The organism is Methylobacterium sp. E-041, assembly GCF_022829665.1.
GTDB lineage: Bacteria > Pseudomonadota > Alphaproteobacteria > Rhizobiales > Beijerinckiaceae > Methylobacterium.
In genome coordinates this window covers 23,732-41,531 of the sequence record NZ_JAKSYQ010000239.1, presented here as the reverse complement: position 1 = coordinate 41,531, position 17,800 = coordinate 23,732, and the positions used below count along the sequence as shown (strand labels likewise).

The window sequence follows — 17,800 nt, the reverse complement described above, 5'->3', positions numbered from 1 at the left end:
GGTGTTAATGCTGCCGCCGGGCTCCGCGGCTAGATCGAACAGATCAAGCAGCCCTCCGGCTCCTCCTCCTCGTGCTCCGCGCCGGCGAGCACCGAGACGAGGGGAAGATCCTGCCGCTTCGCGGCCTTCCGCGCGCGCGCCGCTTCCCAGTTTCGCTCGATCGCCTCCATCCTCTCAGGACGCTCGAGCTCGGCCAGCGACTCGCTCGACGCCCACGTGAAGTTAGCGCTGACGTTTGCTGAGCGCACCTCGTACTCTTTGGCCTGCTCGTAGAGGTCCGGGTGCGTCCGCTTCAGGCGCACCCATTCGATCTTCTGCTGGTAGAAGCAGAAGAAGCAGCCGGACCGCGACCGGCCCCATTCCATGTAGGGAGGCAGGCCAAGGCCGCAGTCCTCCAGGATCCTGATGATGTCGGCGCGTACCAGGCCGTCCTCCTGGAAAGGATAGACCGCGGTAATGTTCGGTTTTGTGCTGATGTATCCCGTCCGGGCCTCGTCCGCACGGAGCCCTACGTAGTTGATGACGGGCTCGGTGCCGACATAGGCCTCGAACGGCCGCAGCTTCAGCATCTTCGTGCACCACCGGCGGTGATTGGAAGGAAGCATGTCGCCGTACACTGCGAGCCAGTGATCGAAGGAGTCGTCAGGCGTGGTCCTCACGACGGGGCAGCCCAGGATGCTCTCGAGCCGTGCCATGTAGTCGTAGGTCTCGGGGAGCTCCTTGCCGGTGTCGTGGAAGATGTACTCCATATCCTTGACGCGGTCGCGCAGGTAGACGGCCAGGGCGGCGCTGTCCTTCCCGCCGGACAGGCTCAGGATGTGACGGACTTCGCTCATCGTCAGTACTGGTCCCCAAGTCATTGGTCGTGGCGTCGCAGCGTATGCGGCGTTGCGGGGCATGGTGGAACTCCCGGGCTGGTCCGGCAGTCACGCGCCTTCCGATTGCACCGTCTGTGCGCCTTCGTTTGCATCGGCTTCGAGCATGTGGCCGGCGAGTCGTGCGACCACCTGAGCGATCGACGCTCCGTTCCTCTCTATGAGGTGGAGGATGGACCGTGTGAACAGCTCCTCTTCGAGCGACTGCTCGCCTACTCCGACGATGCTGACATGCTCCCTTCCATCGATGCGCGTCAGCGCGAGGCGAACGGCGCCCTTTTGATGGGGCTGCGAGCCGAACGCCGTGGCCTCGAGCCGCAGGAAGGTGGCGGATATGTCCTCCAATCGGCCTTGCCAGGTCGCGACGTCCTGCGCCAGCCAGCGCGAAGGCGGCTTGCCGATGAGTGCCCCGCCCATTGCCTCGATCCAGGCGTCGTCGGTCAGCACCCGGTCAGCGAGCCGCTGGACGAAAGTTCGCAGCGCCTGTTCCTTGATTCGGAAGACCAGCGGCCCCGCACGGTCGCAGACGCTTGCCCGCAGATCGCCATCCGCACCAAGGGCTCGCCCGACCTCCGACCTCATCCTGTCGAGCAGCGATGGGTAGCACCTCTCGAGCTCCCCGATAGCGTCGGCGAGACGTTCCGCGAACTCCGCCGCGCGCGCAGCGCCGTCCGCGCCTTCGCCGTCGAACGGCTCCAGGCCGCACGCCGTCGGTAGGTCGGTGAACACCAGGTCTACCGGGCTCCTCGCGCGCATGATCGCGTCGCGGACGCGGGCTGCATCGGGGCTGACCTCTGCGGACCGCTGCGCGTGGAGGCTTAGGCCCGCCCCGAACCGGACCAACGGGGCCACGATCGCCATCAGCCCGTCCTCGCCGTCCACGCCGCCGAGCATCGCCACCAGTCGTTGGTAGACTTCGGCGCGTACCCCCTCCAGTGCCACCCACTGGATGGTGAAATTCTCCGGCGACTTCAGGATGCGCATGAAGGCCTGGGCGTCGAGCTTGGGGCAGTAGGTGCCCCGTTCGAACAGCGCCATACGGTGGCGGTCCGCGACCATGACGATGGCGAGGAGCAGCGGCGCCAGCGCTGCACGCACGCCAAATGGACGGGTGCTGACGCACGAGTAGATTTCCGTCACCGCCACGCGGCCGGCGGCGGTCCTGATAAGCGCCCTGATCCGCTCCAGAGAGGGGCGCAGGCGCAGCGGATCACCGCCTTGCTCCGGCAGATCCACGACGAAGACGCCGCCCCGCTCCCGATGGACCCTGCCGAGCTTCAGAATGGAGAGGTAGAGGGATCGTTCCGGCGGGTTCCTGGTCCCCGTAAAGCCCAGGTCGGCGTCGTGGGTCCTCTCGAACAAAGCTTCAATGAGCCGCTGCCGGGCCGCCGCCCCCGCGCTCGTCAGCGCGTGCCGGTTGATGAGTTCATTGTGGACGAGCGGGCCGCTTCCGTAGAGGTCGTCGCACGTCGACGATACCAGGAGGTGCAGCGTGGGCGTGTCCGCCAGCGCTCGTCCGCCCTGGAAGACGCTCACGAACAGTGCGGGCGGGTCTCCTGCGAGACCCAGGCATCCTTCCAGCCGATCGATGAGCCGGGACTCGAGTTCCGTGATGCGGCGCTCGATCTCAGCCGACGCGAACACGTCCTCCCGCAGGATCGACGCGTTCGCTTCGATCCAACGGTGCCGCAGGAGGTCCACAACGTTCGACCTGAGCTCCGGCCGTGGCGGAAGCGTCAGGACGAGGAGCGTCGGATCCTCTGCCGTCGCCTCCTTGGCCCACGCGGCGGCGTGCGCGAGCTCGTCGGCGTCGCACAGGATCGCAAGGATGCGGCCGTCCGCGTCTGCAGCGAGCGTCGTCGTGGCGAGCGACGACGCCGGCACGATCCGGATCGGGAACCGTCGCGTGACTCCAGTCTCGACCGAGTGCCTCCGCGCGAGCAGGAACGGTCGAACGGGGAGACGGCTGAGCGCTTTACCCAGCTCATTGTCGGCCGAAGCCTGGGGCAGCGCTGCGTCCGCCTCGTTCCACAGGGCGGAGAGGTCGACCCTGCGACTGGTCCAGAGTCGGAGACCGGTGCGGCCGATCCGCTCGAAGATCACCCCCCGCTCGCGTAGCCCCGTGATCGACCGCGCTACCTCGGCCGGCCCTATACCGGGGGCGAGGCAGGCCTGGATCGTGGCGACGTCCGCGACCATGTCGGGTGCGTCGAGGAGGTTTAGCATCCCGATCGACTTGAGGATGGCTACCTCGGTCGGATCGGAGCCGGCGGCACCATCCATGACCGTGCGGATGCGCTCCCAGTCTCCCGCGCCGCCGCGCGCGACCAGTCGGTGCCCGAAGGACGTGGAGACGTAGTCGAAGAAGTCTTCCAGGGTGTAAAAGCCCTCGTCCACAAGGTGCCGGTCGGCGAAGGCCCTCAGGCTGTTCGGCTCCCCTGACGCGGCGAAGCCGAAGAGCGAGCGCTCGTTCTGGCCGTAGGCGGAGAAGAATCTTGCGATCGCCGGAACGGCGGCGGGGTGGAGGGGGTAACAGGATTCGCCGCCATCTCCGCGCGGACCGAGCCAGCCCATTGCCGCGGCGGCCCTTTCCGCTTCCGAATAGGATTTGCGCACGGCGGCCGGCAGCCGACACATGTCCGGGGAGAGTGCCGCCGACAAGAGCGCGGCGGTGTGGGAGAGTGGGTGATCGAACACGAGCTCATCGTATCGCTCGGCGACCTTCGCCCATTCCGACCGGGTCGAGACGGCGCCCTCGCGGTGGTAGGACTGCAGGCCCTGGTGCAGGATCATCAGCACCGCGAGCGGGCGCTCGCCCGAGCGGGCGGCGAGTTCAGCAAGTTCCTGAAGACGGAAGATGTCCGCCTGATCGGGATCGGCGGCTGCGGCCTCGAGGAATTTGCCCATCTCGTCGATTACGACGAGTAGCCCGTCGTATTGTCCGCTGCGGATGAGGGCATCGCGCAAGATGGATATGCTGGCGAAGGGGTCTGCGGCGGCGAGCGCCTTGCGCGCCTTGGCGTCTAGGAGGCTGCGGTCGCGCTCGACCGTGCTTGCGATCGCTGCTGCCATGCCGGCGTTGAGCCCGGCTTGCGTGCCGGATAGGATCAGTGGGTACATCCGCGGCATCTCGCCACCGATCGTCCTCGCGAAGCGGCCCATCGGCGCCTTTGGATCGTCGGAACGCGGGTCCAGGGTCCGAAGTAGCGCCAGCGCGAGCGCTGACTTGCCCACGCCGAAGTCTCCAGTGACGCGCCACGCCCGTCGCCTGGAGCCCGGGAGGAGGCCCTCAAGGATCTCCGCGGCTACGCGCTTAAGCCAAGGCGTCAGCACGTAGCCGCGCATAGCGGCAGCGTCTCCGCGGTCGCGCTCGATCGCGACGGACCTGTAGAATGGTCCCGGGTTTCCCAGGAAGTCCGCGATCCGCGTGAGAGCTGCGTTCCTCATGCGTAGATGCTCCTCAGCAAGGCGGCCGGGTCGGGTTCGTCGTTCCGGCTGATCGCGCCGGCGTCCCCGGACGCCCTGAACGAATAAGCCGCGCCGTTTCGCTCCAGGTGCACTCGAAGGTCGTCCTCGGAGATGCGGAACGTGGCACCTGGCGAGCCCTCCGAATAGGCGAGATCCCTGAAGCTGAGGACGCGCTCGCCTGGCCGCCGCTCGGACCAGTACCTCTCGATGGCGTAATCGATCACCGTGGATCCCACCTTGCTCGCGGGGATGCGTGCCAGCGAATACGCCTGCTCATCTTTGCCGGTGGCGCCGCGCCGGCGGCCGGCAGCCTGGATCAACTTCAGGTCCACCAGTGGGCCGTCGAGCACGTCCTCCGGCGCCCGCATGGCGTGCGACGGCACGTATGTGTGCAACAGCGCGTCGATGTGCTGCATGAGGGTGATCTCGGAATGGTCGTAACCCTCGCGGGCACTCTCACGGCGCATCTCGGAGAAGAGCTCTCCCCGCGTGAAGTCGGAACGCATCCGTCGGTGGAACACGTGACGCCAAGCGAACAGCGGGGCGTGCGCGCGGGAGGTCACCGACCAGTGCAGCAGCCACTGGGTCTCGGTCCGTTCGATGAACGGGTCGGCTCCGCCACGCCCCAGCAGCGCTGCTCCGAACGCCTTCAGCGCCCAGCCATCCGCCGCCGGGGCGGCGACGTCAAAGGCGTCGAGCCAGAACCGGAGCGACCTCACCATGTTCTTGCCGAGCCCTAGCGACAGGATCGCCTGCTCGTCCGAGGACAAGGCGGACGGGTCGCTCTCGATGAGCCGGACGGCCTTTGGCAGCCAGCTGAACCGGCAGGCGAACGTCTCGTGCCCGCTGAAGCGCGGCTTGCTGATCGCGTTGATGGTCACGACTGCCTTCCGATGCCGAGGTCCGCGCCCATCGCCTCGGCGATGATGGCGCCGGCGCGCTCGATCTCCGCTGCGTCGTTGAACTTGCCCACGCACATCCGAATGCCGCCCTCGACCACCCAGTCCTCCAGCCCCATCGCTGTGAGTACGTGCGAGGGACCCGGGACACCCGACTGGCAGGCCGCTCCGGAGGACAGTGCGACCTTGCCCCAGAGCCGGACCACCAGGGCCTCGGCCGGGATCGCCGGTGAGGATACGTGCAATGCGCCGGCCAGGCGTGCGCCCCTGTCCCCGTTGACGCGCAGGCCCGGCACACGTTCGGTGAGGATCGCCTCCAGGCGGTCGCGGAGGACGGCGATGCGCTCTCCGTTTTGCTCCATCTCGGTCGCCGCCAACGCGCATGCGAGCGCCAACGCAGACGCGGCGGCGGCGTCGGGCGTGCCGAACATCGGCTCGAGGAGGCCGGCGGTAACGCCCTTGATCCTGCCCGCCAGGACGCCGATGCGCCGCGGCCCGTTCATCTTGGCTCCGCTGGCGACGACGTAGTCGGCCGCCGCTGTGACTTGGCCGATGCGAAAGCGACCGGCGGCTTGGCTCGCGTCGACGATGGTGAGCGCGCCGTGGCGGTCGGCCAGGCGGAGCACTTCATTGATCGGCGCGATCGTCCCAATCTCGTTGTTGGCCGCCATGGCGCAAATCAGGTCGACGCCGCCCTGCGCCATCTGCTCCAGGTGGGAGAGGTCAGGCTGCCCCAGAGCGTTCACCGGGAATAGCTCGAGCCGGATGCGCCCCGCGGCCGCCGCCGTCTCGAGGTGCCGCAGGCACGAGGGGTGCTCGATCGCAGATGCGAGCACGCGCATGTCCGCCCCGCGTCGCGCAATCGCGTCCTCCAGCGCGAGCCAGAGCGCCGACGACGCGCTCGGCAGGAAGTGCGTATCCTCCTGCTCGGCGCCCAGGAAATGCCCGACGTCCTCCCGGGCCTTCGTCAGCACGTTGGCGGACTGCATCCCGCTCGCGTGCTCCGCGCTGTTGGGATTTCCATGCAACGCGACCGCCACTTCCGCCTGGTGTGCAGCCACTCGCGGATCGACTGGCGTGGAGGCCAGATTGTCTAGGTAGATCTCCAACTTGCTGCTTCCCCCGGCGACGTCATGCTCGCGTCAGCGTCGCGCTCTTCAGCCTACACGGGGGTGGGTCGGCCGTCGAGATTCTGTGACTGCCCGGAAGGCCGATACGAAGCAGCGACGTACCCAGGCGAGCACCAAGCGTCTGCGAGGGATAGCTGGGTCCTGCGCACTTCGTTGGGCTGGAGACGAACACATCCTCGATGCCCCGAAAGCGGTGAGCACCCGCTTCGATCCGGTCAGTAGTCGCTGACGCGACCCTGCACGGAGCGGCAACGCCGCCCTGCATGCTGACACGCCGCCTCCGAAAATCGGGCTCGGAACCGGATGCCGATCCCGCCCACGACTTGTTGGTTTCCGACGTAGGTGCCTGAGGATAACGCGACGATCGCTCGGTTGTGGGTGCTGGTGCCCCTGGACTTGGTTTCAGCGACGCCAATCGACTCGTTCAGATTGCCAGCCCAAAAGCGGACTTCCCGAGCGGCTGATAAGGGTCACGAGTTCGCGTCAGCCTTGCTTACCTCTGCGGGGTCGTGATGCGCTTCTCTCGCGGGGGCGAGCTACAGGTCGCAGGCGAGATCGAAGGTGGCATATGGGCAGAACCAGCCCGTTCAGAGGTGTCTAGTTTCAGACACTTGGCGGGGCCGGGTTCGGCGGGAAACCGGCGATGGTCCTGGTCGGGTTGTCTCGGTGCTGAGGTCAGGTCAGCCTAGTGTAGTGCGTAGAGGCGCCAAACCGTACGGGTGTGGTGACAGGGGTGCTTGGGGTAGGGGGCACTCATCTGCCTGTCTGTGGTACGCCAGCGCCCACCGCCGGGAGGCTTCAGGCGGCAGGGGGGCTGCTGGTCCAGCTCGTCTGCCTCCGGGTGGAGTGATTTTCGCTTTGATTTAGTGGTCCCGACAGCCACTTGGCAGCCGTGGTTCGCGTCGCACTTCGCAGCGATGCAAAGCCGCAGTGTGTCGGACGGTTGGGCTCTTAGCGCTCGCCGTCCTCGGCCTCCGCCTTTTGTAGTCGCCAAATTGGTACCCGGTTAGGGTCGAGCCCGACGCGCCGCTCCGCCATGTGCCGGCTGAACGAGGACATCGTCGACAGGACCGCCTCGCCGATCGCCAGCCGCAGCCGCTGCTGGCCGCTCTCCTCGATGTCGTCCGTCTTGCGCATCAGGCCCTGCACCCGGTGGAGGTCGACCGTACCGCCCGCGACCAGGGCGCTGGCGTTCACGGCGTGGTCGAGAGCCTCGGAGCGGCACCAGAGCCAGAGCAGATGCTCCGCGCTCGCCAGCCGCGTCGGCACGCCGAACCATGGGCGGGTGAGCGCCTCGCCTAACAATCGGGTCTCAGTCGCGTATGAGCAGGGCCGCAGCGTCAGGCCGATGGGCCGCTTGCATAGGTGCGACTCCATGTGCGTCGCGAACCGAGTCCGCGTCTCCCGTACGAGCTCCGCGGCGCGCTCGCCCCCGTCCGTGCCGAGGTCGGCGTCGATCTCAATGTTGCGGACGAAGCGGGCCTGCTCGTGCAGCGTCAGGGCGATACGCCCGAGGACGGCGTAGGTGAGGCTGGCCGCGTCAAGCCGGCAGACGATGTTGCGGAAGATCGCCGGCAGCATCCCCGGCGTCGGGTCGTCCGGGTCGGTGATGTCGACCAGCAGCGCCTCGATGTCGGCCGAGCTGCCGCCCATAGTATCCCCCGTCTCAGGCCAGCGTGCGGTAATGCGCGTCCGAACGTACCGCGTGGTGCCGGCCAGTCAGGCCGAACAGCTGGACGAGTTCGCTGATCGTTGCCGGCCGCTGCAGGCGCCGGTCGGCGTAGAGGGTGAACAGGCCCGGCCCGCGCATGTAGACCATCCGCCCGCGCGGGAACGCCTCGTACTCGTAGCCCGCGATGGCCGGGGGCAGGCCGCGGCGGCGGAGAACCGTGGCGCCGAGCCGGCGCCATGCCTCCCAGACCTCGTGGTGCCCGCGTGGGTGGGTAAGGCAGTCGCCGTAGACTTCCGCCTGCGCCAGGGTCGTGCGGTCCGTGACCAGCACCGTGCGCCCGCCGTCCGGCACGCCCCAGAAAATCCCGACGCTCGGCTCGGTCGCTGTCTCGCCGTCATGGTACTCCGATCCGTACTCGACTTCGGGTCGCATGGCGTTGCCCCTCCAGTGGGTGGATCGTCAGCGGGCGGGCGGGCGGATCTCGTCCGCGCCGCAGGTGTCGCGGCAGACCGTCTTAAGTACCGTGAGGTCGTCCGGCTTGACGACGTAGTCGACCGTCGCGCCGTCCACACGCTCCCAGCGACCGACGCAGTAGTCGGCGTAGCAGGCGCGGATCTCCGGGTATCGCCTACAGAAGGCGTGGGTGCACGTCTCGCCAGCGACGCGTGCAAGCGGCTTTGCCTTCGCGCCCAGGAGTTCCATGCGGCGCTCGGCGTAGTCCGCGGGGTAGGCTTGGCCGGCGTAGAACTCGCCATCCTTCAACGGTGGGAGGACGTACTGACTGGCCGAGGCGGCCTCGACCTGCGCCAGATCGCTCGGGTCCGGCAGATCCTGCTTCGCGCAGCGCACGAACTCGACAACTTCGGGCTTCTGGTCGACGAAGCTGTTCGTGACCATGAGTGTTCGGGCAGGGGTGAGGCGAAAGGAGTAGTCCGTCCGGAAGTTGTACGGCGGTTGCTGTCCGTGCTGGCAGATGGTGTCGAGGTTGACCCCGTCAGGGTAGTGCCGCTGCTTGTCGATGCGACAGGAGATGTCGCCGGCGCGAGCGTCGAAGAGGTAGAGGCCGTCGTCGGCGGTCTGGATGGTGAGGCGCTCGTTGGCAGTCCTGTGGAGCTCGCCACAGGCTTGCTTGCTCGGCGCCCAGGTCCCGAGATAGCGGGCCATCGCAGTTTTGGCGGGGGCGAGTTCGCGGGCCGGAGCGATCGCGGCAGCGGCGAGGCTGAGAGCAGCCCAGAGGCCCGCATGGACCAGAGCGGTCATTAGCGGTCTCAGGGTCGGGCGTTCGCCCAGCTGGATATCAGCGGGGGAGCGAACCGCGGTGGACGAGCGGAGCATGACGAAGGGGTCTCGCGGAAGGCCCAGTTGGGCCGAGGAGAGGGATTCCCGTTGCCCACCCCGGAGATTTACCGCCGGACGCATATTCCTGCCGCGGCCGGCGGTCGCACGCGACCCGATGGGGGGGGCAGGCAGCGTCGGGTGTTGGGTCGGCAACTGCGTCGGCCGGGCGGCGGAACGCCGCGGCCATACGCCCGCCGGGCTTACTTCGGCACTGTGGTGTGAAGTTTGGACAGATCCACCCCAATTGCGATCGTCTCGATAGCGGCGCGCAGTTGCGGCAGGGTCGAGCGTTTGGTGTAACGCGCCGTCTCGCCCGCCGTCGCGTGGCCTGTGACGTGGTCGATCACCGATGGCACCACGCCAGCTTGATGCATCAGCGTTGTCGCGGTGTGGCGGAACGAGTGGAAGTCGAGCCCAACCCGGTAGACCCCGACGTCACGGCGGTAGCGTGTGAACCACTTGGTGAAGGCATGGCCGAGCCGTTCGTCCGCACCGCCACGTTCCAGGCCGGGGAAAGCCCGTGGCTGTCGAATGCGCCGCTGCTTGTCGACGTGGGCGAGTAAGCCGAGGCGGATCAGTTCCGAGTGGATTGGGACACGGCGCACGGCGGTCGCGTTCTTTACCTTGCGCGGAGGCCGGTCGTTGATGTCGATGAACCAGACGTCCTCGTCCTGCCGAATATCCTCGACGTGCAGCTGGCAAATTTCCTCCTGACGCATGCCGGAGAACACAGCGATCAGGGGAAGCCAGAACTTTTCGTCCCGCACAACGAGACTGCCGGGCGTGGTGCGCCGGGTCGGTGACACACAGCCCGTCCAGACCGGCGTTGCGAACAGGCGAACGAGCTCGGCCCGCTCCCACATGTCGCGCTGCTCGCTCGCCTTACGAGTGGCTGCGAAGCGATGGCCGGAGAAAATGTTTTCGCCTGCGTCACCCTCCGCCACCGCTGCCGTCCAAAGGGTGGAAAGGGCTGAGAAGTGCCGTTTGATGGTCTTCTGCGTGATGACGCTGACACCTGAACCCTTCGACAAAGCCGTGTAGGTGGCTAGAATCGCCTCAACGTTCAGGCCGCGATAGCGCGGGTGCTTGCCGTAGTCGCTGGGCAGCCGCTCGACACGCTCACGGAAGCGTCCGGCATCCTTGCGCGTGTAGGCGCCGAGGGGTTTGTCGCCGCATACGTCTGCGAAGAGACGATAGGTGGCGCCAGCCTGTGCCGCGGTCTGATTGTCCCAGCGCTTTGTCTGAACCTGCTGGTCGCGAAAGGCTCTTCCACGGTCCTCGAAGCGGACTTCGGACGCGGGAGCGGGCTCGTCCATCTTAGACGGCGGTGGTGCCGGTGGGGCGACGGGGGCGGTTGCAGTTGTCGGGGCAGCCGCGGGCGTTGGCCAATGCTTCGCGTGCGGGTCGGCGAGCGTCGCCTTCAGGAGCTTGTCGCGCGGCTCGTAGTTGAAGTCGCCCTCGTAGCGAGCTTTCAGCGCCTCCGAGAGATCGATACCGGCGCGCAGCATCGCCTGTTTGGCTTTGGCCGCTTCCGCAGGTGCCAAGTCCCGGATGGCGATCCCCTGACGCTTTAGCATCATTTCGGCCACGAATGCCGCCTCGTCGAGACGGTTGCCAGCCAGGGCCTCGCGACCCCTGGCGGCCATTGTCGCGTACTGCGTGATCCGGGCTTCTCGTACGCCGTCGGGTAGCGGTCCACGGGGCAGCCGGCCCGCGTTCTCGTCCGACAGCATGGTGTCGTAGAAGTCACGGACGAGATGAGCAAGCTGGTCGTCGGTCAGCATCGGCATGGCGCGTAGGGTAGAGAACAGCTCTTCCGCCGCCACGTATAGCCGACAGGCTACGACCTTGGCAGTGCGGATGTCGCTCGTACCGAGGCTGCACACGAGTTCGTAGCGGCCAAGGCGCTGCCGCAGGTCAACCGGAACCCGGCGTCTAAAGTAGAAAGTGCGTCCGCGCTGGACGACATTGGCGACCGAACCCAAACCGCGCTCCCGCCGTCCGCGCGGACGGCCTGTGTAGCAGCGGTGTGTAGCAAGGGGCTCAGACCGCAGGGCGACTCAGCGAAAAGTTTCACGCCTGCAATGGTTTAGGTCTTTAAGTGGCTGGGGGACCTGGATTCGAACCAGGACCAGAGGAGTCAGAGTCCACCGTTCTACCGTTAAACTATCCCCCACCGAAGGGACGGGTACCGCTCGCGATCCGGGCACGGCTGGAAGCCGGCGACCGCTCGGAAGGGGTCCGTCGTTCGGGAGCGCTTCCGTTAAGGGGAAAGCGCGGATCGGTCAACAGGCTTTGCCCGCGCCGGCGCATTTCCGGGCCGGCCCGGCGCTTCCGGAACGCCCGGGCGCATCGGCCGGAGCATGGTCCCCGCGGAGGCCGCGACGGACGCCGCCTGGCCGACCCTCGCCGCGGCGGCCCGAGGTTCGCGCCGTAAAACCCACAACCCTTTGGATTTGTAGGCCGGACCTCGCGTCCTGCGTTGCGTTCGCGTGCACGTTCGACAATATTCCAGCGCCCGGGCAGGGGTCCGAGACTTCGGGCCGCAGAACCCGCGACGGTGCCTCAAGGCACCGCGACACAAAAAACGCCCGGATCGGGACACGGAGGAAACAGCCATGACACTGACGACGCGCGCGTTCGTCGGCGCCCTGCTCGGCGCGACGGCACTGGCCACGCTCGGCGCCCTGCCGTCCCAGGCCGCGGACCCGATCAAGATCGGCGTCACCGGCCCCTATACCGGCGGCTCCTCCGCCATGGGGGTGTCGATGCGCGACGGCGCACGGCTGGCGGCCGCCGAGATCAACAAGGCCGGCGGCGTGCTCGGGCGTCAGATCCAGCTCGTCGAGCGCGACGACGAGGCCAAGAACGAGGTCGGCGCCCAGGTGGCGCAGGAGCTCATCAGCAAGGAGAAGGTCGTCGCGACGCTGGGCTTCATCAACACCGGCGTGGCATTGGCCGCGCAGCGCTTCTACCAGGAAGCCGAGATCCCGGTGTTCAACAACGTCGCCACCGGCACCGTCATCACCAACCAGTTCAAGGCGCCGGACTACGACAGCAACTACGTCTTCCGGAACTCGGCCTACGACGTGCTGCAGGCCGGCATGATGGTCGACGAGGCCGTCGCGCAGGGCCACAAGAAGATCGCCATCCTCGCCGACTCGACCAATTACGGCCAGCTCGGCCGCGAGGACATCGAGAAGTACCTCGGCACCAAGGGCGTGAAGCCGGTGGTGGTCGAGAAGTTCAACATCAAGGACGTCGACATGACGGCCCAGCTGCTGAAGGCCCAGCAGGCCGGCGCCGACGTGATCCTGGCCTACGGCATCGGGCCGGAGCTGGCGCAGATCGCCAACGGCATGGCCAAGCTCGGCTGGAAGGTGCCGATGATCACCTCGTGGCCGGCCTCGATGCAGAGCTTCATCGACATCGCCGGCGCCAACGGCAACGGTGTGGTGATGCCGCAGACCTTCATCGAGGACAAGACGCTGCCGAAGCGCAAGGCCTTCCTGGAGGACTACTACAAGACCTACGGCGTGACCAAGATCCCGACCCCGGTCGCCGGCGCGCAGGGCTACGACTCGGTGTTCCTGATCGCCGCCGCGATCAAGCAGGCCGGCTCGACCGACGGGCCGAAGATCCGCGAGGCGCTCGAGAACCTCAAGGAGAAGGTCGAGGGCGTGGTGACGACCTACGACAAGCCCTTCACCGCCGCCGACCACAACGCGATCTCGCGCAACATGGTCGTGTTCGGGAAGGTGCAGGACGGCAAGATCGTCTACGCCAAGGACACGGACGCCAAGAACGCCGGCGTGGTGCGCGTCAAGGAAAAGACCTCCAACTGACGATTTTCGTCGGTCGGGCGGGATGATCCACCGCCGCCGGAACGCTTATCGAGCGTCCGGCGGCGCGCGAGGTCCCGCAACCGCCCGCGTGCCGGGGCGGCACGGCCGGCCCGACGCCGTCCGGTCGCCCGTCGCGCGGCCCGATCCCGAGCGGGACGGGAGCCCGCGCCTCGACGGATCGAGTCGGGACCGGACGTCATGAACGACCAAACCCTCACGCACGGGCGCCGGTGACACGATGACCATCTTCCTGCAGCTCGTCGCGTCCGGCGTCGCGGTCGGCATGATCTACGCCGCCATCGCCTTCGGCTACCAGCTCACCTTCGCCACCTCGAAGACGCTGAACTTCGGGCAGGGCGAGGCGCTGGCGCTGGGCGCCCTGTTCGGCCTGACGCTGGCGCCGTTCACCGGCTACTGGCTGATGATCCCGCTGGTGCTGGTCTTCGGCTTCGCGCTGGGCGCCGTGGTCGAGCGCCTCGGCGTGCGCCCGGCTGTGAAGATCAAGTCCGAGTACGGGTGGATCATGGCCACCATCGCGCTCGGGATCATCTTTCGCAATCTCGCCGAGAACATCTGGGGCCGCGACGACCTGAAGTTCCCGTCGCCGCTGCCCGAGGAGGCGCTGCAGCTCGGCGGCATCCGCATGCTGCCGATGGAGCTGCTGATCATCGCCGGGGCGTTGCTGATGATGCTCGCGGTCGAGATCTTCAATCGCAAGTCGATCTGGGGCAAGGCGGTGATCGCCACCTCGAACGACATCGATGCCGCCGGCCTGATGGGCATCAACACCAAGCGCGTCATCACCCTGTCCTACTCGATCAGCGCGATGACGGCGGCGTTCGCCGGCGTGCTCGTCGCCCCGGTCACGCTGACGGGCGCCACGATGGGCGCGGTGCTGGCGCTGAAGGCCTTCGCGGTGGCGATCATCGGCGGCCTCGAATCCGGCCTCGGCGTCATCGTCGGCGGGCTGATCCTCGGCATCGCCGAGACGCTGACCGGCTTCTACATCTCCACCGGCTACAAGGACGTGCCGGGCCTGATCCTGCTCCTCGTCGTGCTGTCGATCCGCCCCGTGGGGCTGTTCGGCAAGGCCGTGATCAAGAAAGTCTGAGCCGATGGCGCACTCCACCTTCGCGCCGGCCGCCGCCCCGGCGCCCTCGGCCTCCGCCGGTCTCGGCCGGCATATCGGCGCGGCGGGCGCGGTGCTGCTCGTGGTGTTCCTCGCCGCTTTCCCGCACGTGGTCACCAGCAGCTACTACATCCACCTCCTCCTGGTGATCGCGATCTACGCGATCCTGATCCTCGGGCTCGACATCGTCGTCGGCTATACCGGCCAGGTCAGCCTCGGCCATGCCGGGCTGTTCGGCGTCGGCGCCTACGCGGCGGCCGTGCTGTTCCTGCACTTCAAGCTCGGGATCTGGTGGGGCCTGCTCGCCGGGATCGGCGTCACCTCCGCCTTCGGCCTGCTGCTCGCGGTGCCGGCGCTGCGGGTCACCGGCCCGTACCTCGCGATGGTGACGCTGGCCTTCGGCACCATCGTGCAGATCTTCATCAACGAGCTGACCCCGATCACCAACGGGCCGCTCGGCATCACCCTGCCGCCGGCCCGCGTCATCGACTTCGCGAGCTTCGGCATCAGCCCGCCCTGGGGCGCGGCCGGCCGCAAGCTCGAATTCTACTACCTCGTCTGCGCCTGCCTCCTGCTGACGATCGTGGTGGTGAACCGCATCGTGCGCTCGCAGTTCGGGCGCGCCTTCGAGGCGCTGCGCGACTCGCCGATCGCCTGCGACTGCATGGGCGTCAGCGTCTACCGCTACAAGGTCTACGCCTTCGTGGTCTCGGCGGCGCTGGCGGGGCTCGCGGGCGCGCTGTTCGCCTGGTCGGAGCGCTACGTCGCCCCGAATTCCTACGGCTTCGAGCTCACCGTGCTGTTCCTGCTCGCGGTGACGATGGGCGGCCGGAAGTCGCGGGCCGGCCCGCTGATCGGCTCGGCGATCATCGTGATGATGCCCAACATCCTGGCCGACATCGACCTCGTGCGGATCATGGCCGGCCTCATCGCCGCCGTGGCGCTCGTCGTCGGCATCCAGGCCTTCCTGCGCCGGCGCGAGAACCGCTTCGCGATCCTCGTGCCGGTGGTGCTCTGCATCCTGTTCCTGCCCGCGACGCTGGCGCTGCAATCGGTCACCGACTTCCGGCTCAGCGTGTTCGGCCTGCTGATCCTGTTCGTGGTCTACTACCTGCCCGACGGCATCGTCGGCTTCCTGCGCGAGAAGATCCCGGCGCTCCGCCCGGCCCACACGGCGGAGGGCAAGGCGCTCTCGGCCGACGGCGACGCGCTGATCGCGCAGCGCGGCAAGGCCGCCGGCACCGAGCCGCTGCTGCAGGTCGAGCAGGCGCTGATGCAGTTCGGCGGCCTGAAGGCGCTGGCCGGCGTCGACCTGTCGGTGAGGCCCGGCACGATCCACGGGCTCATCGGCCCGAACGGATCGGGCAAGAGCACGATGATGAACGTGCTCACCGGCATCTACAAACCCACCGCCGGCGCAGTGACGCTGGCCGCGGCCGGCAGCGCGCCGAAGCGCCTCGACGGGCGCACGCCCTCCGAGATCGCGCTCGCCGGCGTCGCCCGCACCTTCCAGAACGTGCAGCTCTTTCGCGAGATGACGGCCCTGGAGAACGTGCTCGTCGGCCTGCACCACGCCTTCCACGGCACCATCGTCGACGCGATCCTCGGCACGCCGCGGCGCCGCCGCGAGGAGCGCGAGGCCCGCGCCCGGGCGATGGCGATCCTCGACTTCATGGGCCTGTCGAGCCTCGCCCAGGTGGAGGCCCGCAACCTGCCCTACGGCAAGCAGCGCCTCCTGGAGATCGGCCGCGCGCTGGCGCTCGACCCCGTGCTGCTGCTGCTGGACGAGCCGGCCGCCGGCCTGACCGCGCCCGACATCGCGGACCTGACCGCGATCATCCGCAAGATCCGCGACGCGGGCATCACCGTGATCCTGATCGAGCACCACATGGACGTGGTGATGGGGCTGTGCGACCGGGTCAGCGTGCTCGATTTCGGGCACAAGATCGCCGAGGGCGGGGCCCGCGAGGTGCAGGCCGACCCGAAGGTGATCGAGGCCTATCTCGGCGCCCCCGACGACATGGGCGGCTCGGCCGCTCCGGAGCCAGCCCATGCTTGAGGTCGCCAACCTGTCGGCCGGGTACGGCCAGATCGAGGTCCTGCACGGGCTCTCGTTCCAGGTGCCGAAGGGCAAGGTCGTGACGCTGATCGGCTCCAACGGGGCCGGCAAGACCACGACGATGCGGGCCCTCTCGGGGATGATCCAGCCGCGCGCCGGCTCGATCCGGCTCGCAGGGCGTGAGATCTCGGGGCTCGACAGCCACGACGTGGCCCGCGCCGGCCTCGCCCACTCGCCGGAGGGGCGGCGGGTGTTCCCGACCCTGTCGGTGGAGGACAACCTGACGCTCGGCGCCTTCCCGCGGCTGACCGGCTCGCGACCCAAGGGCGACGTTTCCGCCGACCGCGAGCGCGCCTACGCGCTGTTCCCGCGCCTCAAGGAGCGCCGGCTGCAGCTCGCCGGTACGCTCTCGGGCGGCGAGCAGCAGATGCTCGCCATGGGCCGCGCCCTGATGCTGCGCCCCGACATCCTGCTGCTGGACGAGCCGTCGATGGGGCTGGCGCCGAAGCTCGTCGAGGAGGTGTTCCGCATCATCCGCCAGCTCAAGGAGGAGCAGGTGACGATGCTGCTCGTCGAGCAGTTCGCCATGGCGGCGCTCGGAGTGGCCGACTACGCCTACGTCCTCGAGAACGGCCGCATCCGCTTCCAGGGGCCGGCGGCCCGGCTCAAGAGCGATCCGGCGGTACGCGCGGCCTATCTCGGCGGCGACCACTGACCGCGGGTCTTCGCGGCGCCGCTTGGCAATCCGGGGCGCGAGCCCCTACCTGACGCCGAGCGATACCCGGAGACACCCTTGGCACACGACGATTCAGGCCCGGCCCAGATGCACGCCACCACCATCCTGATGGTGCGCAAGGGGGGCCGCGTCGTCATCGGCGGCGACGGCCAGGTCAGCCTCGGCCAGACCATCGTCAAGGGCAATGCCCGGAAGGTCCGGAAGCTCGCCAAGGGCGCGGTGATCGGCGGGTTCGCCGGCGCGACGGCCGACGCCTTCACCCTGTTCGAGCGCCTGGAGGCCAAGCTCGAGCAGTATCCCGGGCAGCTCACCCGCGCCTGCGTCGAGCTGACCAAGGACTGGCGCACCGACCGCTATCTCCGCCGCCTGGAGGCGATGATGCTGGTGGCCGACAAGGACGTCAGCCTGCTGCTGTCGGGCGCGGGCGACGTGCTCGAGCCGGAGGGCGGGGTGATGGCGATCGGCTCCGGCGGCAACTACGCGCTGTCGGCCGCGCGCGCCCTGGAGGACACCGACCTCGACGCCGAGGCGATCGTGCGCAAGGCCATGCGGATCGCCGCCGAGATCTGCGTCTACACCAACGAGAGCCTCGTCCTCGAGGCTCTCGACGCGGGCTAGGTCCGGCCCTCACCGGCTCCGTCCCGACGGC

At 68.0% G+C, this 17,800-nt stretch carries 13 protein-coding genes and 1 tRNA gene; 5 read left to right on the top strand and 9 right to left on the bottom strand.

Annotated features, from left to right (window positions below):
• Positions 1–29: 29 nt before the first annotated feature.
• The 9 genes from MKK70_RS22490 to MKK70_RS22450 form a co-directional block, all read right to left on the bottom strand.
• Positions 30–836: a phosphoadenosine phosphosulfate reductase family protein gene (locus tag MKK70_RS22490; RefSeq protein ID WP_243950013.1), complete on the bottom strand. Its 807-nt coding sequence runs from the start codon at positions 834–836 to the stop codon at positions 30–32.
• Positions 837–926: 90 nt separating this feature from the next.
• Complete coding sequence (locus MKK70_RS22485; protein ID WP_243950012.1) at positions 927–4,220, bottom strand: hypothetical protein; 3,294 nt, start codon at positions 4,218–4,220, stop codon at positions 927–929.
• A gap of 98 nt (positions 4,221–4,318) precedes the next feature.
• Positions 4,319–5,224, bottom strand: a complete 906-nt coding sequence (locus MKK70_RS22480; RefSeq protein ID WP_243950011.1) for a DUF4007 family protein — start codon at positions 5,222–5,224, stop codon at positions 4,319–4,321.
• A complete protein-coding gene (locus tag MKK70_RS22475) occupies positions 5,221–6,351 on the bottom strand; it encodes a cysteine desulfurase family protein (RefSeq protein WP_243950010.1) in 1,131 nt (376 codons plus the stop codon). Before MKK70_RS22475 ends, MKK70_RS22480 begins: the two co-directional genes overlap by 4 nt.
• A gap of 972 nt (positions 6,352–7,323) precedes the next feature.
• Positions 7,324–8,025: a hypothetical protein gene (locus tag MKK70_RS22470; protein WP_243950009.1), complete on the bottom strand. Its 702-nt coding sequence runs from the start codon at positions 8,023–8,025 to the stop codon at positions 7,324–7,326.
• Between the two features lie 13 nt (positions 8,026–8,038).
• Positions 8,039–8,476 (bottom strand): hypothetical protein, encoded by a 438-nt coding sequence (locus tag MKK70_RS22465; RefSeq protein WP_243950008.1) that lies wholly within the window; start codon positions 8,474–8,476, stop codon positions 8,039–8,041.
• Positions 8,477–8,503: 27 nt separating this feature from the next.
• Complete coding sequence (locus MKK70_RS22460; RefSeq protein WP_243950007.1) at positions 8,504–9,304, bottom strand: hypothetical protein; 801 nt, start codon at positions 9,302–9,304, stop codon at positions 8,504–8,506.
• 278 nt (positions 9,305–9,582) lie between these two features.
• A complete protein-coding gene (locus tag MKK70_RS22455) occupies positions 9,583–11,367 on the bottom strand; it encodes a site-specific integrase (protein WP_243950006.1) in 1,785 nt (594 codons plus the stop codon).
• Positions 11,368–11,484: 117 nt separating this feature from the next.
• A tRNA-Gln gene (locus MKK70_RS22450) sits at positions 11,485–11,558 on the bottom strand.
• Between the two features lie 442 nt (positions 11,559–12,000).
• Between MKK70_RS22450 and MKK70_RS22445 the strand changes: the two genes are divergently transcribed.
• The 5 genes from MKK70_RS22445 (at position 12,001) to hslV (ending at position 17,769) form a co-directional block, all read left to right on the top strand.
• Positions 12,001–13,227, top strand: a complete 1,227-nt coding sequence (locus tag MKK70_RS22445; RefSeq protein WP_147727533.1) for an ABC transporter substrate-binding protein — start codon at positions 12,001–12,003, stop codon at positions 13,225–13,227.
• A gap of 238 nt (positions 13,228–13,465) precedes the next feature.
• Positions 13,466–14,338: a branched-chain amino acid ABC transporter permease gene (locus MKK70_RS22440; RefSeq protein ID WP_147728683.1), complete on the top strand. Its 873-nt coding sequence runs from the start codon at positions 13,466–13,468 to the stop codon at positions 14,336–14,338.
• Between the two features lie 4 nt (positions 14,339–14,342).
• The gene (locus tag MKK70_RS22435; RefSeq protein WP_243950005.1) at positions 14,343–16,415 is read left to right on the top strand and encodes an ABC transporter permease subunit; all 2,073 of its coding nucleotides are present in this window, start codon (positions 14,343–14,345) and stop codon (positions 16,413–16,415) included.
• Positions 16,408–17,130, top strand: a complete 723-nt coding sequence (locus MKK70_RS22430) for an ABC transporter ATP-binding protein (protein ID WP_147728685.1) — start codon at positions 16,408–16,410, stop codon at positions 17,128–17,130. Before MKK70_RS22435 ends, MKK70_RS22430 begins: the two co-directional genes overlap by 8 nt.
• A gap of 108 nt (positions 17,131–17,238) precedes the next feature.
• Positions 17,239–17,769: an ATP-dependent protease subunit HslV gene (hslV, locus tag MKK70_RS22425; RefSeq protein ID WP_147844277.1), complete on the top strand. Its 531-nt coding sequence runs from the start codon at positions 17,239–17,241 to the stop codon at positions 17,767–17,769.
• Positions 17,770–17,800: the final 31 nt, after the last annotated feature.

Excerpts from the sequence above, each read along its gene's own strand:
- MKK70_RS22440 (WP_147728683.1), top strand. The coding sequence starts at position 13,466 with ATGACCATCTTCCTGCAGCTCGTCGCGTCCGGCGTCGCGGTCGGCATG.
- MKK70_RS22490 (WP_243950013.1), bottom strand. The coding sequence starts at position 836 with ATGAGCGAAGTCCGTCACATCCTGAGCCTGTCCGGCGGGAAGGACAGC.
- MKK70_RS22430 (WP_147728685.1), top strand. The coding sequence starts at position 16,408 with ATGCTTGAGGTCGCCAACCTGTCGGCCGGGTACGGCCAGATCGAGGTC.
- MKK70_RS22485 (WP_243950012.1), bottom strand. The coding sequence starts at position 4,220 with ATGCGCGGCTACGTGCTGACGCCTTGGCTTAAGCGCGTAGCCGCGGAG.
- MKK70_RS22470 (WP_243950009.1), bottom strand. The coding sequence starts at position 8,025 with ATGGGCGGCAGCTCGGCCGACATCGAGGCGCTGCTGGTCGACATCACC.
- MKK70_RS22465 (WP_243950008.1), bottom strand. The coding sequence starts at position 8,476 with ATGCGACCCGAAGTCGAGTACGGATCGGAGTACCATGACGGCGAGACA.
- MKK70_RS22460 (WP_243950007.1), bottom strand. The coding sequence starts at position 9,304 with ATGACCGCTCTGGTCCATGCGGGCCTCTGGGCTGCTCTCAGCCTCGCC.
- MKK70_RS22445 (WP_147727533.1), top strand. The coding sequence starts at position 12,001 with ATGACACTGACGACGCGCGCGTTCGTCGGCGCCCTGCTCGGCGCGACG.
- hslV (WP_147844277.1), top strand. The coding sequence starts at position 17,239 with ATGCACGCCACCACCATCCTGATGGTGCGCAAGGGGGGCCGCGTCGTC.
- MKK70_RS22435 (WP_243950005.1), top strand. The coding sequence starts at position 14,343 with ATGGCGCACTCCACCTTCGCGCCGGCCGCCGCCCCGGCGCCCTCGGCC.